Raw genomic sequence first — 18,293 nt, forward strand, 5'->3', positions numbered from 1 at the left:
CACGGGCAAATATAGTAATTATTCTTTGATAGGCAAAGATAATCGTGAAAGGTTTGCAGATAAAAGGACACGGCCACAATCAACTGACAAGCTATGTCAGCTTGAAAAAAGAAAAAAGAAATTGCCACATTATTATTTAAAATTATACATTTGCAAATAACAAGTAAAACATTAAATTAAAATGCACAACAATTTCATATGAAATCAAAAAATTGGATAAAAGCTTATGTAATGCAAATTACACCTATCATAGCACTAGTAATCTATATTTTAGGTTTTGCATATTATATCACATATTACTATCAATTTGGAATAAATATAATTTCATATATTACGCTATCCGAAATACTTGTGTCTACACTAATACCAATAATTATATTCGTGTCGTTATCTTTTTCATTTATGATTGTGAATAGTTATCTTGAAAGGATTAGGCATACAACATTTAATAATAAGAAAGGTATACTAGGAAAAATCAATCAATGGATTAGAAACAAACTAAATCCAATAACAGGAAAATTGAAACGATATCAATCTAAAAATAATATACCTCCTTCTACTTTATCTATTTATGCGATTCTAGCAGCTACAATTGGAATCGTTATACCATATAATATATATGTTAATAATTTCAGCGTTCCATACAAGTACTTTTTTATATCCATTCTCATTTTATTATCATCGTCTGTGTATCCTGCTTATCAAGATGTACGTCAACAAATTAAAATCAAATCTGTAAAGAATTATTTCGATATCATATCATTTTTTATAATATTTTTCACATTGTTAGTATGTGCCATACTATTAGCTATTTATAATTCCAGACAAAATAGAATAAACAATAACGTTAAATTTGAGATTACAACAATTAACAATTTGCATTATACCGACTCTGTCTATAATTATATAGGTGAATGTAATAGTGTATATTTTTTGTATGACAGAATAGATTCAAGTACTGTGATTATAAATTTTGATAACATACACGACATTAGACTATTTAATAAGAATATAAACATCTACGAGAGAATAATATTAGATACTAATAAATTCATAGAAGATAATAAGAAGAACTAAATATCCTAAAGAATGACTAAAAATAATTAGACGATACCTATGTATAAAAGAGGTCGTCACATTGATCGTGACGGACTATTTCTGTGTCGTGATATTACGTGATATTTCGATCAAACTCCGTGTTTAGCCCTGCGGATTCTCTCTGCCAGCACTGCAAGCAAGACAAAGATGACAGTTCCCAACAGCAGCCGCTTGGGAACTGTCGCCATCGTTGAGGTAGAGAATGAGTTTGACATGGTTGTAGATATTTATAATTATTCTATTACCGTTATTCTCGCATATCCATTACCTGAATGGCCAGTCTCATTCCCACCTGAAGGAGAAGAAAACGATGTAGAACCATCCTTTGTACTTCCACTTTCAAGCTGCAAACCTGTATAACCGCTTGGCCGATATCCCGCATTTGCAGCTGTGTTGACAAATCCAGATCCACCTCCTGAATAGTTCACATAACTGGTACCCGTGTCCGAATGGCTTGTACCACCACCATACCATCCACCACCTCCTGCACCCGCATCATAGCGGTAGTTGGTAGTCGTTTGGTTTGCTCCTAATCCAAATGCACCTCCTGAGCCTGCCGAGTTTTGCGTACCAGGGTACTGTCCACGACCACTTGTACCTCCTCCTTGTTGTGAGGAATTTGATTTTCCGGAAGAAGTAGTAGTCTCTGTATCAGTAACTGTTATTACTTCATCTAAAATATAAGTGTACGAAATGCTCGATCCAAGTACACTTTCTAAAGCTAATTCATAATTATAAGTATCAATATCATAAGAAGCATTAAAAGTGGTGCCCAAATTAGTGACTTGTTGCCCAGTACTTTTATTTTTTATTTGAATAAAACATCTATTAAATGAGCCACCATTTATAGTTAACCTATATCTTTTCCCCTTGACTATACTATCATTCAAATATTGTTTGTAATAATACCAATATGTACCGTTATTCCACGAATACGATAGTTTTCCATTACCTACGTTTTCGTAGCTTGTACTAGTTGTCTCTGTTGTTTCTTCTGTATACCTGATAGATGCTCCTGCGCCACCGCCTGCCACTATAAATCTACTCAATAGTGATACAGAGCTCCTATTTGTCCTCCCTGAAGAATAATTCATAGTGGAAGTAACAAGGCACATATCTGTAGCTCCACCTCCGGGGCGAGGATAAGATTCTCCGTAAATATCACTGTTATCGTACGATGATTTTCTTATAGAAGCACCTCCACCATTCCAACCACCATTAGCGGTACCACTTGTGCTCGATGTTGAGGAAGATGTACCCTGTCCACCCACGAACACATAGATGGTTGTAGGTTCTGTAAGAGTCAGAACTCCCTCGGAATATCCTCCCTTGCTTCCGGTAGCCGTGTAACTTCCACTAACGTGACCTCCTTGAGCACCCCAACATTGTAACTTGTAACGTCCTTTCGGAAGAGTGATTTCCTGCACTGACCCCGTATAAGCAAAATTGAAGACCGTACCAATTGGATATGTTTTTCCCTTCAGAACGATCGTTTTTTCCGATTTGGAATTACCGCATATAGCCCTAATCCGAATAGTCTTGTCTTCAAAACTATCGTTCTCGGATATAAGCTGGAAACTTATAGGATTTGTTCCAGCTTTTCCGGACTGCGGTGTGATGGCTAACCAATCAATGTTCATACGACTTCCTCAATATACCAGTCTGAGTTTGCTGTCAAGTTATTATTCTTGATTTGATTAAGATCATCGTTCGTGAACGTAATCGTGTCGCTTTCCCACGAAATTGCGTATGCTTCTCCAGCAACCTGTTTTGCGGCAAGAGTACCGATAACACTGCCTGTAATGTTCGACTTGAATTTGATCGATACTTCTCTTGCTGCTGCTCCTACAGCTTGCGCTGCTGCTGTAATGTTCAACTCTTCTGTTGTAGCGGTACCTGATTGGCGGGATAGTGTCAACCAACTTGTTTCAACATCTCCTTGCACTTCGATAGAATAAGCCACGTTAGATGTGATCGACACTGTTTGCACACCTCCTTCTTTTGCAAAATCTTCGAGAGTGTTAGGTGTGATAGTGAACGAAACATCTGCATCCGAAGATGACTGGATGATATTGTGTGTACCTGCACTTTGCCATTCGCTACCATCCCAATATTCTACAAGAATGGGAATAGTCTCCGAGCTACTCGTATTGTTTGCTGCAAATTGTAGCTTAATTGCCACCGAACCTTCCGCTTGTTCGCCGAACCCTGCAGAGAAAGTACCTATGTTTTCAGACACAGTATATCCAGTGTTAGTTACAAGCGTGATTGATTTGCCAGTTGAAGATACACGAAACTTCTCTGCATTACTCTTCCCGTTCAGTGTTGCTGTCGTTACATTATAGGCAACTTCTGTCTGCGAAGTGTTCAATGTCAGATAAGGTGTCATACCTTGCACTTCAAGAGTCTCAATCGCCTCCGATTGTGACCCCGGAGCTGATATACTCGCACGCACCATCTTCTGATACTTGTTTCTACCTGTGTGTTTCTCGGTGAGCTTATGCCCAATAGGCGTTTTTCCTGCAGTTCCACTCTGTTGCGAAATCTCAAACTTACCAATTTTAATACTACCCATAATTTTATTTATAAAAGTTCTTCTATTGTTACTTCTTCTAATTTCCAATCCTGAGTCGATAGCAGACTATTGTACTTCACCACTCCGACTTCATTGTTTAGCCAAACTAAGTACTTTTCCGACCACAATATCTTATCCTGAGAGTTTACTGTGCAAACAAGTCCACATGAAACACTCATTCCACCTATCCGGTCGGCAAGAATCTGAATGCCTTCTCCGACACGTGCGGAATGTGCATGGATACCGTCACCGATACGATTTGTTATGACCTTCAGACATCCCATTTCATCTGACTATTGTAATGCCCGTATTCACTTCCTCAATCTCAGTACGGATTCCATCATCAAAGTCCGCATCAGGTATGTGTGCAGTGACACGGCATCTGATTGTACCCGTCCCCAACTTCGATGAGTCAACCAAAGCCACATAATTGTCATCGTCAGCCTTTACCATATGCTCCTTAGCCATCGTCACCCTACGGTTGGTATATACATAAAATTCACAGGTAAAATCTATGTCACTCATCTTATATCCGTCCAGTCTGTCGATACGGACATTTATCTTTAGTTCTGTACCTATGCTGCTCATAATCATACCTCCGTTCCTGTTGCGTCAATCCATTTACTTCCATTCCACCATATAGGTTTACCTAAATCGGTATTATAATATTGGTATCCATTGTTATTAGAACCCAAAGAAGGTCTACCGTCATTATTCCCCGAAAATAACAGCTTATTCTCATTCGTAGCCACTTCAATAGTTTTATTACTAATTAAAGTGTAATCATCTGTCAAAATAAATGATACATAATATTCGTTTTCTGAATCATTCTGGACAAATCCACTGGTTGTCTCATCCGTTCTTGCTTGAATATATGCTTTATAACTTCCAGAAGTGATTTCATATAAATTGGTTGTATCGTAGCTAATATCTGACGATGGATAATCAATCCTTATCATGTTACTGTCATAGAATACGATATACATTCTGCCACTAGCTTTCTTTGAAAAAGAAATTTTTTGTGAAGGAGATAATTTGATCTTTTCACCTATTGTTGTAAAATGATTGAGGATAGACGTGTATTTAGGAATTGAATTATTAATTCCTACCAATACGAACTTATCATCTATGTTATAATACATGCCAAGGTATCTTAAGCATCTTTTCGCATAATCAAAGTCGAATGAATGACCTGCAGAGCTACTTACAGATCCTGAAATAGAAGTCCATGCACCTCCAATTAGTATTTCCTTTTTCTTGGAATCCGTGTTGTAATATTCGAAACCATCAGATGCTGATGTCAATGAAGGTCTGTCTGCATTGCCACCTCGCATACGAAGTTTGGTAACAGTATTCGTAACAATAGGTTTATTACTTTCAATCGTATAGTCATCTAAATAAAGTATAGAAAACCTATAAGTTACAGATGTGGATTGATTAACAAACCATGCGCTTCCATCTGTATCATTTGCGGTACTTAGATGATTTTTATACCCTGAAGATGAGAATACATATAAGCTGCTTCCATATTTTATATCACTTGGTACATCTATCTTTGTACCTGAAGAATCATAAAACATAAAGAATGCTCTTTGGGTTTGTTGTTTAGTGAATCTAAATATCTGTCCTGGAGCAATATTAATAATATAAGAAGGACAAGCAAATAAGGATATAGAATCCGTATTACTAACATCAGTTTGTCTACTTACAAGTCTTATCTTACTATCAATGTTATAATACCGGCCACAATAATATAACATAGATGCCATCGCTTTGTAATCAAAAGCCAGCCCATATATTGTGTTATTAGAGTATATTATTCCTGTGGATTTTACTACAGGATTATTCAGTGAAACTGTAACCCCATAATAATCCATTTCCATAGTCGCAACAGAAGTATATAGATTAGTTTCAATATTAATATTCTGATGTGGCGCGTTGGATTTCCAGAGGGTTCCACTACTAATTGTTGAACCGATATTTTCCAGTCTAAGATTTTTAATAGAGAAATCTCTAAAAGGCTTAGAAGAATCAACGCTATCTAATTCTATTTCCATAAAATAAATAGGGTATTTGTTCAATATCTTAGTCTCGATTTGAACATTGTCAATAACCCATGAATTAGCAGCATAAGTTCCGTCTCCGATAAATTTTAAAAAATTACCATGATTGAAATCAGATGGAACAATTATTCCTCCTGCAGTACCGCTTTGTCCAAGAAATATAGTGTTACAAATTTTATTTCCATTACTCCAGCCTTCTTCTATAGTGTTCACAATAAAAGCATGTAACGTAAAAGAAATATAATGCACATCGAATATACACTGCCAAGTGCAATCAAATCCTTTACAACGCATATACACTCCAGTATTAAATCCAAATATCTGGTGAATCTTGAAATTACACCAGACACAAGTTCCAGTTTTAACGGCTGCGAATTGGATATTATCGCTTAAATCCGTCGTTACTTCAGTACTTTCAACATAGCTTGTGTCCATCCGAACAACAGAAAATTCAAATTTAGTGTTGTATTGATTTGTTATTATTATTGCTGCACCTGTAGTACTAAAATTATTAATATCTTCTGCAATAGATTCACCTGTATATAAAAATACAGGGTCGCCAAGTATATGGCATTTGAAATTTATATATATCGGTGATGTTATTTTGTAATATGCTCTTTTTTTGAATACGATACGAGGAGAATAGTCCGCACCATTCCTCATTTCATGAATTTTGTTTCTAATATTCTTGCAGAAAGACAACATATACTTGATAGCTTCTGTATCATCAGTAATACCATCACCTTTTACTCCGAACCAAGCTGGGTTAATGTCAGTATCACAAAATACAGAATCTGCTTGCAATGTAACTCCATTGAAAATCTGCCTATCCGCATTTATATTGCATGGTTTGCTAAATGATAAAACACCGTTATTTAGTAAACCACCTTGAAATTCAAGTTCACAATTTTCTGGTATATTCAATGTTCCACCATTCAGGTCATAATCATACTGAATAATATATCTCGTATTCGCTTTGCCCATCATATCCTGCGTCAGTATATTTTTTGACGCAGAGATATTTCTTCGAATATAAACACGACCAAGACCGCTGAACCCGGCAGCATTGTATTCCTTGTCTGCCAGTTTCATGACTTTTTCTTCATTCTCGTTTGTCTCTTCCGTCAGATCTTCATCATCCGGATTATTAATTATGTCACCGTAATGGTTATTCTCTGTTACATTCGTTTCCGTAACGTTCATCCCATATCCACCACCGGTTTCACCAGTAGCAGACCATACGCCTTCTGTCGAACAACGGTATATTGCTCCAGGTATAGTATCACCGACGATGGCCCAATCTCCAACTGAAGGGTTGGGCTTTTCTTGCTGGAGAACTTCGAGCGATGGGTACAGCTTACTGTTATAGGCCGCATACTTCAACTTGTCGATCTCAGAACCCACATGCGCGAAGTTCGTATTAATCGATTCTGTTGCTTTACCCCAGTTGCTTTTATTTTGAATTGTATTAAGTTCCATATTATTCCGGTAACATTGTATTAAGTATTTCCTTTGCGGTATCGTTCAGCGAGAACACGCTCCAGATTGTTTCATTATTATAAGTTGTACCTACAAGCAAGAAGGCAGAACCTCCCGATCCTGATGCGGTAAATTCAATTCCTCTATCCAAGTAGTTTCCGTTGATGGCAATTTTCACGTTGTCATTCTCACCCTTAAACCGATAGGTTACCAGTAATCTTGTAACCAACGGAACGATCATTTTTATTTCTCTACATCTACCTTCTTGCAATTCTGGTAGTAGCCCTAAGTTGGAGAAATAAACACATGCGCCGTCACACGTCTCCTCATCTTCGTTGGTAGTTATCCCAAGCTGTAACGTTTTTGCTTCGATGTCTCCGAGGAATCTTCCACCGATGGCATATACATATCCGCGTATAATGACATCGTTAAAAATTGACCTACCTCCATGCGTGATCACTGCCTTGGCCATGTGCAACAACTCTTCTTCGGTTGGCTGGTATGATGGATTATCCTTATACTTCATGACAGTATATATGGCTTTCTCCATGTCACCACCCGATGCAAAGGCTACATCATCGTCATCGTTATATATACCCGAAAGGATTGCTGTCACTTTCTGTAGTACACCGTCCTTGTAGTTACCCAGCTGGATTACATTAGCAAGTATCAATCCGCCAAGAATGTCTACACTCCCGTTCTTGATTGCATCAGCCAGATACTTCAATGTCTGAAACTCTGACATACTCTTGTCGTTGTCCTGGGGTGATTGACTCCAGTCAGTTGCTATCGTTCCTCTCTCTAACTGAAGGTCACAAACGGTTGCGGTACCACTGACAAGAAATACACCTGTGCCTGTGAAGGTGAATCGATGCGTATATCGGACGTATTCGGACGTAAGAGGTTGAGCAACGTTATAGTCACCGCACGACACAGCCAGTTCTTCGCCTTTTGCCTTATAACTGATAACATACGTTTCATCTGGAATTAAGTTTACTGATTGCGACAGACTGCCAATTACAGCAGATCTTCCGGATGCTGATTCTATATCTTCCTGTACGGTTGCCACTCCAGACCAGTGAAGCAGTGCCTTGCTGTACAGTTCGCTTTCTTCCTCCAGCATGGTATCAGCTTCCAGTTCTTCGGTCTCGTAATTTCCAGTGAATCCGGAGTTCAGCAGCAGGTTTACGCCACCTACCTTGACGGCGAACTCCGCCGCTTTCTGCACCTCCTCCGGAAGATCCTTAATATTTCCTGCTCCAGTGCTTCCGTTCTCGATATGCAGCACACCTTTCACTTCCACACCGTTCTCCTGGTCGTACTTCATATACGTGCTCCCATCCTTGGCCCCCACATAAGTATCACCGTAAGTCACAGACTTGAAACGCCCGCTAACAGGGTCGTAATAATCCATCTTCACAGCCTTGTCCACAAGGTTGTAGGAATCGATGCCTTGGTAATACTTTATCGAAGGAGAATCAGTACCGAACGCCGAGATGATGATGGCCGACTGGCGTGTCTTATCTGTCCGATGGCCGAGGCCTACCAGTTCGTCGCCGGCCAGCGGGATGGTCGAACCTGTGTCACAGTCGGTTTTGCTCAGATCCACGTAATCATCTCCGACTTCCGTCACCAGCCGCCAATAGTATGCCTGGTTGGTGAGGTTAAACGTCTGCCGACGGGCCTGCGTGCCGACGGTGAACTGGTTCTGCAAGGTACGATCTCCGTCCGTCCGCTCGAAGTAGCATCGGTATGCAGTGTCAGTCTCTTCTACTTTGGAAATCGTCATTCCAGATGGAGAAACGATTAGCATACCACCCACGTGCTTGGCCTCCTGTATGATTAGTTCGATGAATAGAGCTACCTTGCGGATAGTCAAATAGTCGAACTCGGCGTGTGAGCAGCCATCATCGTCTATCTGTACAGCTCCACCTGTACCGAGAAGGCCAGATACGAATTGGCCAAATTCAATACCTGACAGGAACTTGACAATATACTCAGTCTCGTCTTCTTTGTCTTTACGTATAAAGTATTTTGCGAGTTCATCAATATTAGCCTTTCCTATTAACTCCAATATTCCTACAAGCGTACGGCCTACCCTCTCTGCCGTATTTTCGCCAGCAGACGAAGCATTACGCACTTGCAAAGCTAATTTCTTTAATATGTCAATGCTATCTGCCATCAGTCTCCAATTATTCGAAATACAGTTCTGTTAGCTTTCAAACCTCCCTCACCTTTGTATAAAGGGTATTCGTTCTTATGAGATTTAAGATATAGCACGCACTCTTTCATATAGCTGTCTGCAATGGAAAAAGCATCGTTGTACGCCATCACTCTCTCTTTCGAATCCGTTCTGGAAGAATATTCGTCCTCCTTATTCACAAATCCGTATCGTGTCACATTCCCGTCCCCATTCTTTACCAAGCGGGCATAAGAATAATAAGCAAGTGCTGTTTTTAAACCTGTCATCACATGCTTACCACCTTTATCTTCGTACACTCCACCGTTTATAAGAAGATCATATTTATTCGGATTATCTTGTATATCGATAAAAAGAGCATCACCAAGAGCCGGTTTGATGTCTATATCCTCACTTTCACGTATATAGATCTCTATTTTTTCTTGTTCAATGTGCATTGACATACCACGAGCAAGTAAAGAAACTTCATCAAATGTTATTAGATACTTCCGCATTTCTCACATATTTCAAAGGTTGTACACTATAGTCATTAGAAGAATTTGCAATCTCATACCAATGCTCAAATATCTTCATAAATGAGCGTTCAATCATCCGCTGCTGTCTGCTAACAATAGAATTATAATACTCAAACGCATCTTCCAAAATATCACCTGAAAATCCAAGTTTTCCAACACGTATGCAATACCACGGTTCCTGCCCAAATGCAGAATAAATACGTTCTACGACACTAGCGTCTGTCACCGTAAATTCTTTATCATAGTTTTTTGAGCTCAAGTCAACAAATTCCGGCTTATCTTCATCCGAATTAAGAGTTACCTCAAGTAATTTTCCAGCATTCGTATCTCCCTGCAACTGCTTTATGGTATCAGAAAATCCAGTATCTTCATTTTCATAATCCGGAATAGGTTTCCCTTCTTCATCGAAATTCACAGAGCTACCCTTTTTAGTGACAATCATACCACTTGGCATGAAATTACATCGTACATTCCGGTATTTGACGTTGGCCAGACCCTCGTCTGTACTCATTTCCGTAGCTACACGGTCCGCACGAGATATAGGATAGACTAAATTTCCTGCTCCGCTAACCCACAACACCTGCCCTTTGTAGTTTTCAATGCCTCCTGCCGAACGGATCTGTTCATATACGACATTTTTCCGAGGATTGAACACGTCTATATAGTCAGTATGCTTTTTGTCTATTTTGATGGTCTTACCATCTCGAATTTTTCTACCAGTCCAGTCGGGATGGATTGCTATTTTACCAACATATCCATTCTCATCTTCTTCTTGAAGCCGACAATTTTCAAAAGGTATATGCTGTATCTCAACAATCTCACCGAATATGTTATAATTGACATGTAAGGCAAATCCGTCATACTTTGCAACGTCCTTACATACTAAAGTATGAATATCATCTGCTGTATCACCTCTCCGATTTACGGTATATTCGGAAAATGAAACATCACGGAACCCGTTACCTTCAATAAAATCAGCATACCGCTCGACACATTCGCTCCCCGTAGAACTCGCAGAAATGATATTATTCAATATCTGCGGGTAAAGATTGTCCTCACCGTAGCTCTGTATCCCCAATGTACTGATATATCCAGTTTCAAGCCTGTTAGTGCTTTTTTTCTTCAGGTCACTTACTTTCATGGTCCCGTGATGTTAATTAGTTACTCTTCTGCTTCCTCGGAGTTATCGATCTTGTCGGTATCCACTGTCGGTTCTTTAGCAGACTCTACTTCAATTCTAGCCTTAGCTTCCTTAATGTGTGCATCAAGGACTTTAGCCGTCACCTTCTTTCCACCAAGCTGATATGTCTTGAAGGCTTCTTTGACGGTTTTGTCAGTAGCATCTTCTACTTTCAAGGCTTCCATCAGCTCTGCAACCAGCTTATCATTAATATCAGATGACGGTGCCACTCGTTCCTTCACCCTTTCTTCCCAGTCGTTTGGATACACAGAGAACATATTGATGTTTTCGGGATGTTTAGCCAAATACTTCTCAGCGACCTCGTCAGTGAGATTGGCATTCGTATAGAACGATGAATTTCCAAACTCCGGCTGGAGAAGGATTCCGTTTTTAAGCGCATAATTTGATTTTTCTTTCATTTTTCCGTTACGTTTTAGATATAAATAAATCTCGATAGCTGCATCACGATAGCAGTCGCCACAGGATGTCTTATGGAAAGTCTTTCCAAGTGCTTCATAATAGCAGTGTTCTATTTCAGACCTTTCGGAAGAAGAGAGGGAAGCCTTGCTTCCCAACTCTTGCATTCTTTTTACCACTTCTTGTACATCCATCATTCATCAGGCGTCGTTACCAAGGTCTCCAAAGCCTGTTTGGTAGTATCATAGTCGGTCTTGAAATAGAACAAAGCTGACTTCGGGCACTTTGTCTCTTCTAGATTAACCAGCCAACCACCTTCAGTATCTTCGCTATACTTATCGTTTTCAAGCGTTGTTGCAGTCAGCCCTTGATAATAACCGTACACTTGGAATGCTGCATTCCCCGGATTCGATTCCTTCTGCAGGGCTTTGTACTTGTTCTCCAAAATAACCACGTAACTACCATTAGCCAGACCATCGATAATGTCCGAACAAACTTCAGGTCCATGGTCTAAAACCACAATCTGCAACGCATTCGTGAACGTATTGCGATAGGTACCGGTAGCCAACGAAGTTTTGGAACCAGTATAAGGCGTTTTGCCAGGTACAACAACCTTGTATCCTTTTTTTCCGGATTTCATCGCTAAGGTTTCGATGACATTCTTCTGAGTTGCATTGAAGGTAGTCAAAGCAAAATCAACCTCATCCCGGTTCATAATGACGCCTTCTTGCTCATAGCCAGGAACTACAGGATCATCGCACGACGGTGCGATGTCCTTTTTCAACATTTCGTCACATACTCCCATGTTTACCTCCTTTTTTAGTAAGCCACCTGTACAAGATTGTCTTCTGCAATCACAGAGCCGAGCTTACCTTCCGAATAGATGTAATTATTCTTATCCTTCTTCTCAAACCAGATTCTCAAGTCTGAGATAGCTTCCGTACCCTCACAACCATACAAAAGGTTATCAGGAGAGCACAACACAGCTCTATGAGGGAGATTAAGTTTAGAAGTGTCGTTTTGATAGGCTTGGATGAAGCGGTCCCAAATAGAGCACTTGACAACCGGCACACCATCATATTCTCCGACCTCCAGTCCGTCAAATACTGTCTGCCAAGGCATGATTACCTTATACTTGTCCCTGATATCACGTGACAGAGCGTCACACAAAGATTTCGTAGCAAAGATTGCATGACCATCATGCTGGAAAATTCTGCTGTCAGCATTCTCCAGCATTTCATCAAAGATGGAAGTAGCAACACCGCTCTCTTTCAACTTTGACTTCTGCAAGGCGTATGATGCCTCGGAGTTCGCAGCAATCGTTGTATGCTGTCCCTCATTCTCTGTACAGATAGCAAACAGACGTTTGAAGAAACCATCGCAAGTATCGAACAACTTGGTGTCCAAACCGTCCGTAATCTGTCCACTGCTGGAGATATTCTTTGCATCCTTGTCACCGAACCATACAAAGCGCCAAATCATCTTCATCATAGCATTGGAAAGCTTGGGCTCAACAATACCACTCATATATTGTGAAGAGGTAAGGTCTGCAATATCTGTACCTTTCTTCAAGCAATACTGAGCAATGGTATTCTCCAGATCAGTATAGCACAGAGACAAAGGGATTTCCCATGAACCAAGTTCCCATTCTTTTTCAGCAGCAGCTATCTTGGCACTTTTGTAAGTAGGATTACATCCTCCACCAGACTGGCCAACGTCTTCCATTTCTCCGACGAATCCTACCTTTTTCCCGTTAGTCACGTTCGGGACAAACGTCATAAAACGTGCAAGATCCTCATTCTGGAAAACGGTCAATTCCATCAACTCTCTCAGGTCCTGTACGGCCTGATTGCTCGGCGTCAATTTTTCAAAATCCAACTTAGGCATATTCTATTCCTCCTTTCTAAAATCACTTCATACCACGTTTCTCTTTCTCCTCACGCAGCTTACGCTTGATTTCGTCTTCTTCACCATCTTCGACGTCTTGTTTACCAAAGGTTCTTACAGTCTGCGAACGACCGGCAACCTTATAAGTGGAGCAGTTTTTTGCCAACCAATCCACACCTCCTGCCATCTTGATAGCATTCAGTATCTTGTTGTCTTCAACTGTGCGAGCATTCGCTTTAAGACTTGCTACTTCAGTCTCAAGTTCCTCAATACGGTTCTTAAGAGCCTGTACCTCCTCATCAGTAGATTCTTCATCTTCTCTGATTTCCGTAATGACACCGTCTGTTACAACAATCGTCTTACCATCCGGCATCACATGTTCTCCGTCAGGTGAAGCTGCATCACCAACCTGTGGCTCACCTTCTTCACGTTCAACAGTCAACACATCACCTCCAGCCGTTGTCAACTCAAGTGCAACAGCAGGCACATCTTCAATTTTTGCATAGCCCAATTTGGCCAGCAAACGGCCAAGCAACGACTTGCTGACCGTCACTTCATCTTCTTTTTTTGCCATACTTCTTTTATTATTGATTACTACTTTTGCCGACTTCGGCATGATTACCTCACTCACAAAACCAAGCTGCTTAGCTGTCGCTCCACCAAACCAATTCGCCTTCTTCATCTGAGCATCAAGAGCATCCCGATCTACTCCACACCGTTCCACATACAAGGAAAGCATCCTGTTCCTTTCTGTTTCGAGACCAGATTTAATCTCGTCCAATGTATCAATGTCAAGAGCACCATCTATACCCGGACAATACGGGTCATGAATACAAATCTTTGCATGCTGATACATTTTTCTTCGTTCAAGTGGAGCAGCAAGAAGGATTATTGTCGCCATAGAACCACATCTTCCGACTACGGTCGCAGATATTTCTTTCCCAGTAGCACGAATGGCGTCATAAATGGCATATCCTTCATCTACATCTCCTCCACACGAATGAAACTCAATGTCGATATGATTATCATCTGGGTCTACCCAACTGATGAACTGTTGCACATCACTGAATGACATACCATCTGCACCAGTCAGATACCAATGTTTCATCTTATCGTCATCGGCCACAATGTCTTTGTTGATAAATAATTTAGCCATATCTCATAAATGTTTGAAACAAAGGTAATGAACGAGATATGGCTATAAGAATTTTATAAAAGAATAGCACTGACACGCCTTGTCAGTGTTTTTTCTAATGAAATAGGGTATAAGCAAGTCTGCAATTAGAACTCAACATGGACTTGCACCGAGTAACTAATGCTCATACGATCATATAAAAAAGGGAGCTATTGATCAGCCCCCTTAAAATTGATATCGTTCGAAAACTTGTCGATTATACGATACACATTCCTGTCTGACGTTCCATATTCATCAGACAGATATTGAACAATATATGTTTTTTTATGACCTTCTTTAGACAACCTGACATACTCTTGATACATAGCCAGATATTTTATATCACCTATATCAAGAGATGCATCCTTCATTATTTGTAGGACATTCCTATTTAGCATCAACAATTCATATCCATTCATACGTCACCCAAACTTTCTACATACTTAACTCTATTTGCAACTGAAGTAAACTCTTCAACTGAGACCACTGGAGCTGGTGCCATCATAACCCCCTTTGCTACAGCCCTCGCCAACATATCTTCTCCCAACGCTTGATTGCTAGACTCCGTAACATTGATTGGTACTCCTCCACCAATTTGATTAAACGAAGATAGCAACGGTGCAAACATTGAAGTGGCAGCAGCCGTCAATACACTTTCCCCATTACTTAACATGGCAGGCACACTATCCGACGTTCCTGATCCAGGACCTACGACTTTACCTCCAGTTGCAAATTTAGCACTTTTTACGATACTTATAGCAGATGCGATATTAGAAAGTATCGTTGCAATACCAGATGCCATTGTTGCAAGGCCAAATATACCTTTTCCTGCTTCTGCACTAACCATCTTGGCTATTGCAGTTCCTGTATTAATAGCAATTTCAGCAAGAGCTAACGTTTTACTAAGCATAGCAAATGTCTTGTTATCCTCCCCCATCGAATTAAACAAATTTGAGAATCCACCAGCAATAGACTCCGCAGCTTCATATTTAGCCTGCTCTATTTCTATCTCTTTGTTCGCTAATTCCTGTTTGGCAGCCAAGTATTCATTCTGCATCTCAATCTTCCGAAGATTGAACGCTTCCGTGCTCTCTCCTTCCAACTGTTGTATAGAGTCCAATTCTGCTTGTTTCTGTTCAAGCTTGATACGAAGTATTTCTTCTTCGTTCCCATATGCTTGTGCTATTTCTGTTTCATAGCGCAGTTGAATAGCCTCTTTCTGCTTCTGCAAAATCTCTGCATCATGCTGGACAGAAAGGTCTTCCATCTGCTTGTTATACTTCGCTACGATTGCCAGTTTCATTTGCTCGGTCAACTCTTTCTGATTCAGTTCAGCATCACGAGCCGCTACGAGCTGCTGTACCCTCAACTGATACTCTTGCTCGCTTCCTTCTTTAACGGACTCAAGCTGCAGAGATATTAGTTTTTGTCTATTCTCTAATTCTTTTTCAAGCTCTTCATCAGATAGTTTCTTTAAAGCATTTGTCTTTTGCTGTTCAAGAGATTCAATTTGCTGATTGATAGCTTTTCTTGAATTAGGTGTAAGATTCTCTTCTTCCGCCAAACGTTGTTTTAAATCCTCAATTTGCCTGCCATATTCGTATTCTATTGCTAATGTTTGCTTCTTTCTCCCTTCTTTTATGAGTTTTAGCGCTTCATCTTCTGCCTTGCGTATCTCTTCTATTTCCTTCTTCTTTGCTTCAAGAGCTTCAGAATCAAGCAAGTAGCTTCCGGATGTTTTAGTAATGCTGTTTGGATTGTATGAAGAAATCAGTTCTATTTCCTTTTTTGTAGCTTCCACTGCTGCAATTTGGTTTGTGTAATCCTTCCATGATGAAGCAATGTCTTGATAAATGGCACTGTTTGAACGATCCAGCCCGACACCCTGTCTCCAGAAAGATGCTTCTTGACGTTCTTTATTGTACTTTTCGTTAATTGAATATGTTTCTTGCAAATATGCCTCTTCTTGCTGCAAAGATAACTGTAATACTTGTAGCCGTTCTTCCCTTGCTTTTTTAAGTGCCTCTTCTTCTGATATACCTTGCTTAACATATCGTGATTTAATATCTTCTATTTTCTGATATTCACTAGCTATATTCTCAGATGCCACACTCCTACCAAGTTCTTTAGCTGCATTCGTTTCCCGATCTGCTATATCCTCAACACTTTCAAATAATGTTCTAACATCACGTATAAGAGTTGACAATACATCATTAACGAAAGATTTCACTTTCGATGTCATTTTTTCAAATGACCCTCCTGTCGCATCGAAAAGAAGTGATATTTCCTTGGTAAGTTCTGTTTGCGAAGCTATCATATCCTCCTCAGCTTTCCCTAGTTCACCGGTTTTCTTCTTGACAGCATCCAAATCAGTAGATATATTCTTCAATGTTCGAATATAATTTAATCCAGCGTCTTCACCTTGTCCTCCAAATATATCCGCAATAGCAGTTCCAACTTTCTGTGATGTTCCAGGGAGCTCATTCAATCTCGCAGATACCTCTTGCATGATCTGGAATGTAGTTTTATAGCCAGATTGAAGTTCTTGTTGAACCCTCTTAGATGATATGCCAATCCCATCAAGAGCATCTGCAGTAGTTGTATTCATCTCACGCAATCTGATATTTGCTTCTTTAATTGTGTCTATACCCTTATCTGAGAATATACCCATTTGGGTTGTCTGTGCTATAATAGCAATAAACTGATCTGCACTTATGCCCGCTTCTTTGAAGGATGAAGAATATTCCTTTAGAATATCAAGATAATCTCCACCAATATCAGCATTTGCAATGAAACCATCCCTGATAAGTTTCAACGCATTTGTGTTTTCAATGCCGAATTGTTTAGATAACGCATTGACTACTGTAAGCATCTCTTTGAAATCCTTACCATAGTAATCAGCAAGTGCCTGTACCTCGCTTCTATACTCTTTCAGTTGATTCCCTGAATAATCGGTAAATTGTTTCGTCAACTTTGTAGCCTCTTTAATCCCTTGGTTATAGTCGTACCACCATTTAAAGGCGTAGCCTGCTCCAGCTATCCCGGCAATTCCAAGGAACACCTTATTCTTAAGCAATCCGGTAAGCGATGAAGTGAAAGATGATATTTCTGCCTTAGCATTAGACATGAATCCTTTAAAGCCATCCGAATTTTGTGATATGTTAATCAGAGAATTAGCAAAATCATTATTGATGCCAACCGCTCTTTTGATGGACTCTTCATAATTCCCCACATTTCGATAAAACCTTTGCGTTTCCTCTTCAGCTCCTTTCAGCTCATCGGTTATTGCATTGATTTTATCTTGAAGTTCTGTTCCTTTAGCGCTTTGCCGCTCTGCCCGGCTCAAAGAGTCATACTCCGCTGTCAGATTGGATAACTCTGCACGTAAGGCTTTGGCTGACCCTTCTAACTCCGTTTGTTGTATTCTCTCATTCTTAATTTCCTTATTGAGTATTCTAATTGCATCCGCATATTGCTGTCTTTCGGCTTTAGACTTAGCCATTTCTGCGTTATAACGTGTCATTGCCGCCTCCCGTTCCGAAGCAGATAAGTTTTCCTCTTTCAGCCGTTTTTTCAGTTCGTCAGAGAACTTCTTTTCTTCGTTCTTCAATTTATCAATCTCTGTCTGATATGCCGCAATTTTCCGAATAGCATCATCATATTTCACCTTTATCTCAAGGATTTTTTCAGTAGCATCTGCCATAA

General features: G+C 39.9%; 13 protein-coding genes. All 13 read right to left on the minus strand.

The window, feature by feature from the left end; all coding sequences use genetic code 11:
* Positions 1-1,331: 1,331 nt before the first annotated feature.
* The 13 genes from Q3C19_RS13870 to Q3C19_RS13930 all read right to left on the minus strand — a co-directional run bounded on the left by Q3C19_RS13870 (position 1,332) and on the right by Q3C19_RS13930 (position 18,291).
* On the minus strand, positions 1,332-2,738 hold the full coding sequence (locus tag Q3C19_RS13870) for a glycine rich domain-containing protein (RefSeq protein ID WP_302730051.1): 1,407 nt from the start codon (positions 2,736-2,738) through the stop codon (positions 1,332-1,334).
* On the minus strand, positions 2,735-3,673 hold the full coding sequence (locus Q3C19_RS13875; RefSeq protein WP_302730053.1) for a hypothetical protein: 939 nt from the start codon (positions 3,671-3,673) through the stop codon (positions 2,735-2,737). Before Q3C19_RS13875 ends, Q3C19_RS13870 begins: the two co-directional genes overlap by 4 nt.
* A gap of 8 nt (positions 3,674-3,681) precedes the next feature.
* Entirely contained in the window at positions 3,682-3,957 is a 276-nt protein-coding gene (locus tag Q3C19_RS13880; protein WP_302730055.1) for a hypothetical protein, read from the minus strand.
* 1 nt (position 3,958) lies between these two features.
* Complete coding sequence (locus Q3C19_RS13885) at positions 3,959-4,261, minus strand: hypothetical protein (protein WP_302730057.1); 303 nt, start codon at positions 4,259-4,261, stop codon at positions 3,959-3,961.
* A gap of 2 nt (positions 4,262-4,263) precedes the next feature.
* Positions 4,264-7,215: a glycosyl hydrolase family 28-related protein gene (locus tag Q3C19_RS13890; RefSeq protein WP_302730059.1), complete on the minus strand. Its 2,952-nt coding sequence runs from the start codon at positions 7,213-7,215 to the stop codon at positions 4,264-4,266.
* Between the two features lies 1 nt (position 7,216).
* Positions 7,217-9,397, minus strand: a complete 2,181-nt coding sequence (locus tag Q3C19_RS13895; RefSeq protein WP_302730061.1) for a hypothetical protein — start codon at positions 9,395-9,397, stop codon at positions 7,217-7,219.
* Entirely contained in the window at positions 9,397-9,909 is a 513-nt protein-coding gene (locus Q3C19_RS13900) for a hypothetical protein (RefSeq protein ID WP_302730063.1), read from the minus strand. The genes Q3C19_RS13895 and Q3C19_RS13900 overlap by 1 nt, the downstream gene beginning before the upstream one ends.
* On the minus strand, positions 9,884-11,071 hold the full coding sequence (locus Q3C19_RS13905) for a hypothetical protein (RefSeq protein WP_302730065.1): 1,188 nt from the start codon (positions 11,069-11,071) through the stop codon (positions 9,884-9,886). Before Q3C19_RS13905 ends, Q3C19_RS13900 begins: the two co-directional genes overlap by 26 nt.
* 20 nt (positions 11,072-11,091) lie before the next feature.
* Entirely contained in the window at positions 11,092-11,724 is a 633-nt protein-coding gene (locus tag Q3C19_RS13910) for a hypothetical protein (protein WP_302730067.1), read from the minus strand.
* Complete coding sequence (locus Q3C19_RS13915; RefSeq protein WP_302730069.1) at positions 11,721-12,332, minus strand: hypothetical protein; 612 nt, start codon at positions 12,330-12,332, stop codon at positions 11,721-11,723. The genes Q3C19_RS13910 and Q3C19_RS13915 overlap by 4 nt, the downstream gene beginning before the upstream one ends.
* Positions 12,333-12,346: 14 nt before the next feature.
* Positions 12,347-13,414 (minus strand): hypothetical protein, encoded by a 1,068-nt coding sequence (locus tag Q3C19_RS13920; protein WP_302730071.1) that lies wholly within the window; start codon positions 13,412-13,414, stop codon positions 12,347-12,349.
* A gap of 22 nt (positions 13,415-13,436) precedes the next feature.
* A complete protein-coding gene (locus Q3C19_RS13925) occupies positions 13,437-14,570 on the minus strand; it encodes an ATP-dependent Clp protease proteolytic subunit (protein ID WP_302730073.1) in 1,134 nt (377 codons plus the stop codon).
* 433 nt (positions 14,571-15,003) lie between these two features.
* Positions 15,004-18,291, minus strand: a complete 3,288-nt coding sequence (locus Q3C19_RS13930; RefSeq protein WP_302730075.1) for a phage tail tape measure protein — start codon at positions 18,289-18,291, stop codon at positions 15,004-15,006.
* Positions 18,292-18,293: the final 2 nt, after the last annotated feature.

Origin of the sequence: Bacteroides sp. ET489, from assembly GCF_030518095.1 — a bacterium.
Taxonomy (GTDB): domain Bacteria; phylum Bacteroidota; class Bacteroidia; order Bacteroidales; family Bacteroidaceae; genus Bacteroides; species Bacteroides ndongoniae.

Coding starts and splice junctions, on each gene's coding strand:
- Q3C19_RS13870 (WP_302730051.1), bottom strand. CDS start 2,738: ATGAACATTGATTGGTTAGCCATCACACCGCAGTCCGGAAAAGCTGGA.
- Q3C19_RS13875 (WP_302730053.1), bottom strand. CDS start 3,673: ATGGGTAGTATTAAAATTGGTAAGTTTGAGATTTCGCAACAGAGTGGA.
- Q3C19_RS13880 (WP_302730055.1), bottom strand. CDS start 3,957: ATGGGATGTCTGAAGGTCATAACAAATCGTATCGGTGACGGTATCCAT.
- Q3C19_RS13885 (WP_302730057.1), bottom strand. CDS start 4,261: ATGAGCAGCATAGGTACAGAACTAAAGATAAATGTCCGTATCGACAGA.
- Q3C19_RS13890 (WP_302730059.1), bottom strand. CDS start 7,215: ATGGAACTTAATACAATTCAAAATAAAAGCAACTGGGGTAAAGCAACA.
- Q3C19_RS13895 (WP_302730061.1), bottom strand. CDS start 9,397: ATGGCAGATAGCATTGACATATTAAAGAAATTAGCTTTGCAAGTGCGT.
- Q3C19_RS13900 (WP_302730063.1), bottom strand. CDS start 9,909: ATGCGGAAGTATCTAATAACATTTGATGAAGTTTCTTTACTTGCTCGT.
- Q3C19_RS13905 (WP_302730065.1), bottom strand. CDS start 11,071: ATGAAAGTAAGTGACCTGAAGAAAAAAAGCACTAACAGGCTTGAAACT.
- Q3C19_RS13910 (WP_302730067.1), bottom strand. CDS start 11,724: ATGATGGATGTACAAGAAGTGGTAAAAAGAATGCAAGAGTTGGGAAGC.
- Q3C19_RS13915 (WP_302730069.1), bottom strand. CDS start 12,332: ATGGGAGTATGTGACGAAATGTTGAAAAAGGACATCGCACCGTCGTGC.
- Q3C19_RS13920 (WP_302730071.1), bottom strand. CDS start 13,414: ATGCCTAAGTTGGATTTTGAAAAATTGACGCCGAGCAATCAGGCCGTA.
- Q3C19_RS13925 (WP_302730073.1), bottom strand. CDS start 14,570: ATGGCTAAATTATTTATCAACAAAGACATTGTGGCCGATGACGATAAG.
- Q3C19_RS13930 (WP_302730075.1), bottom strand. CDS start 18,291: ATGGCAGATGCTACTGAAAAAATCCTTGAGATAAAGGTGAAATATGAT.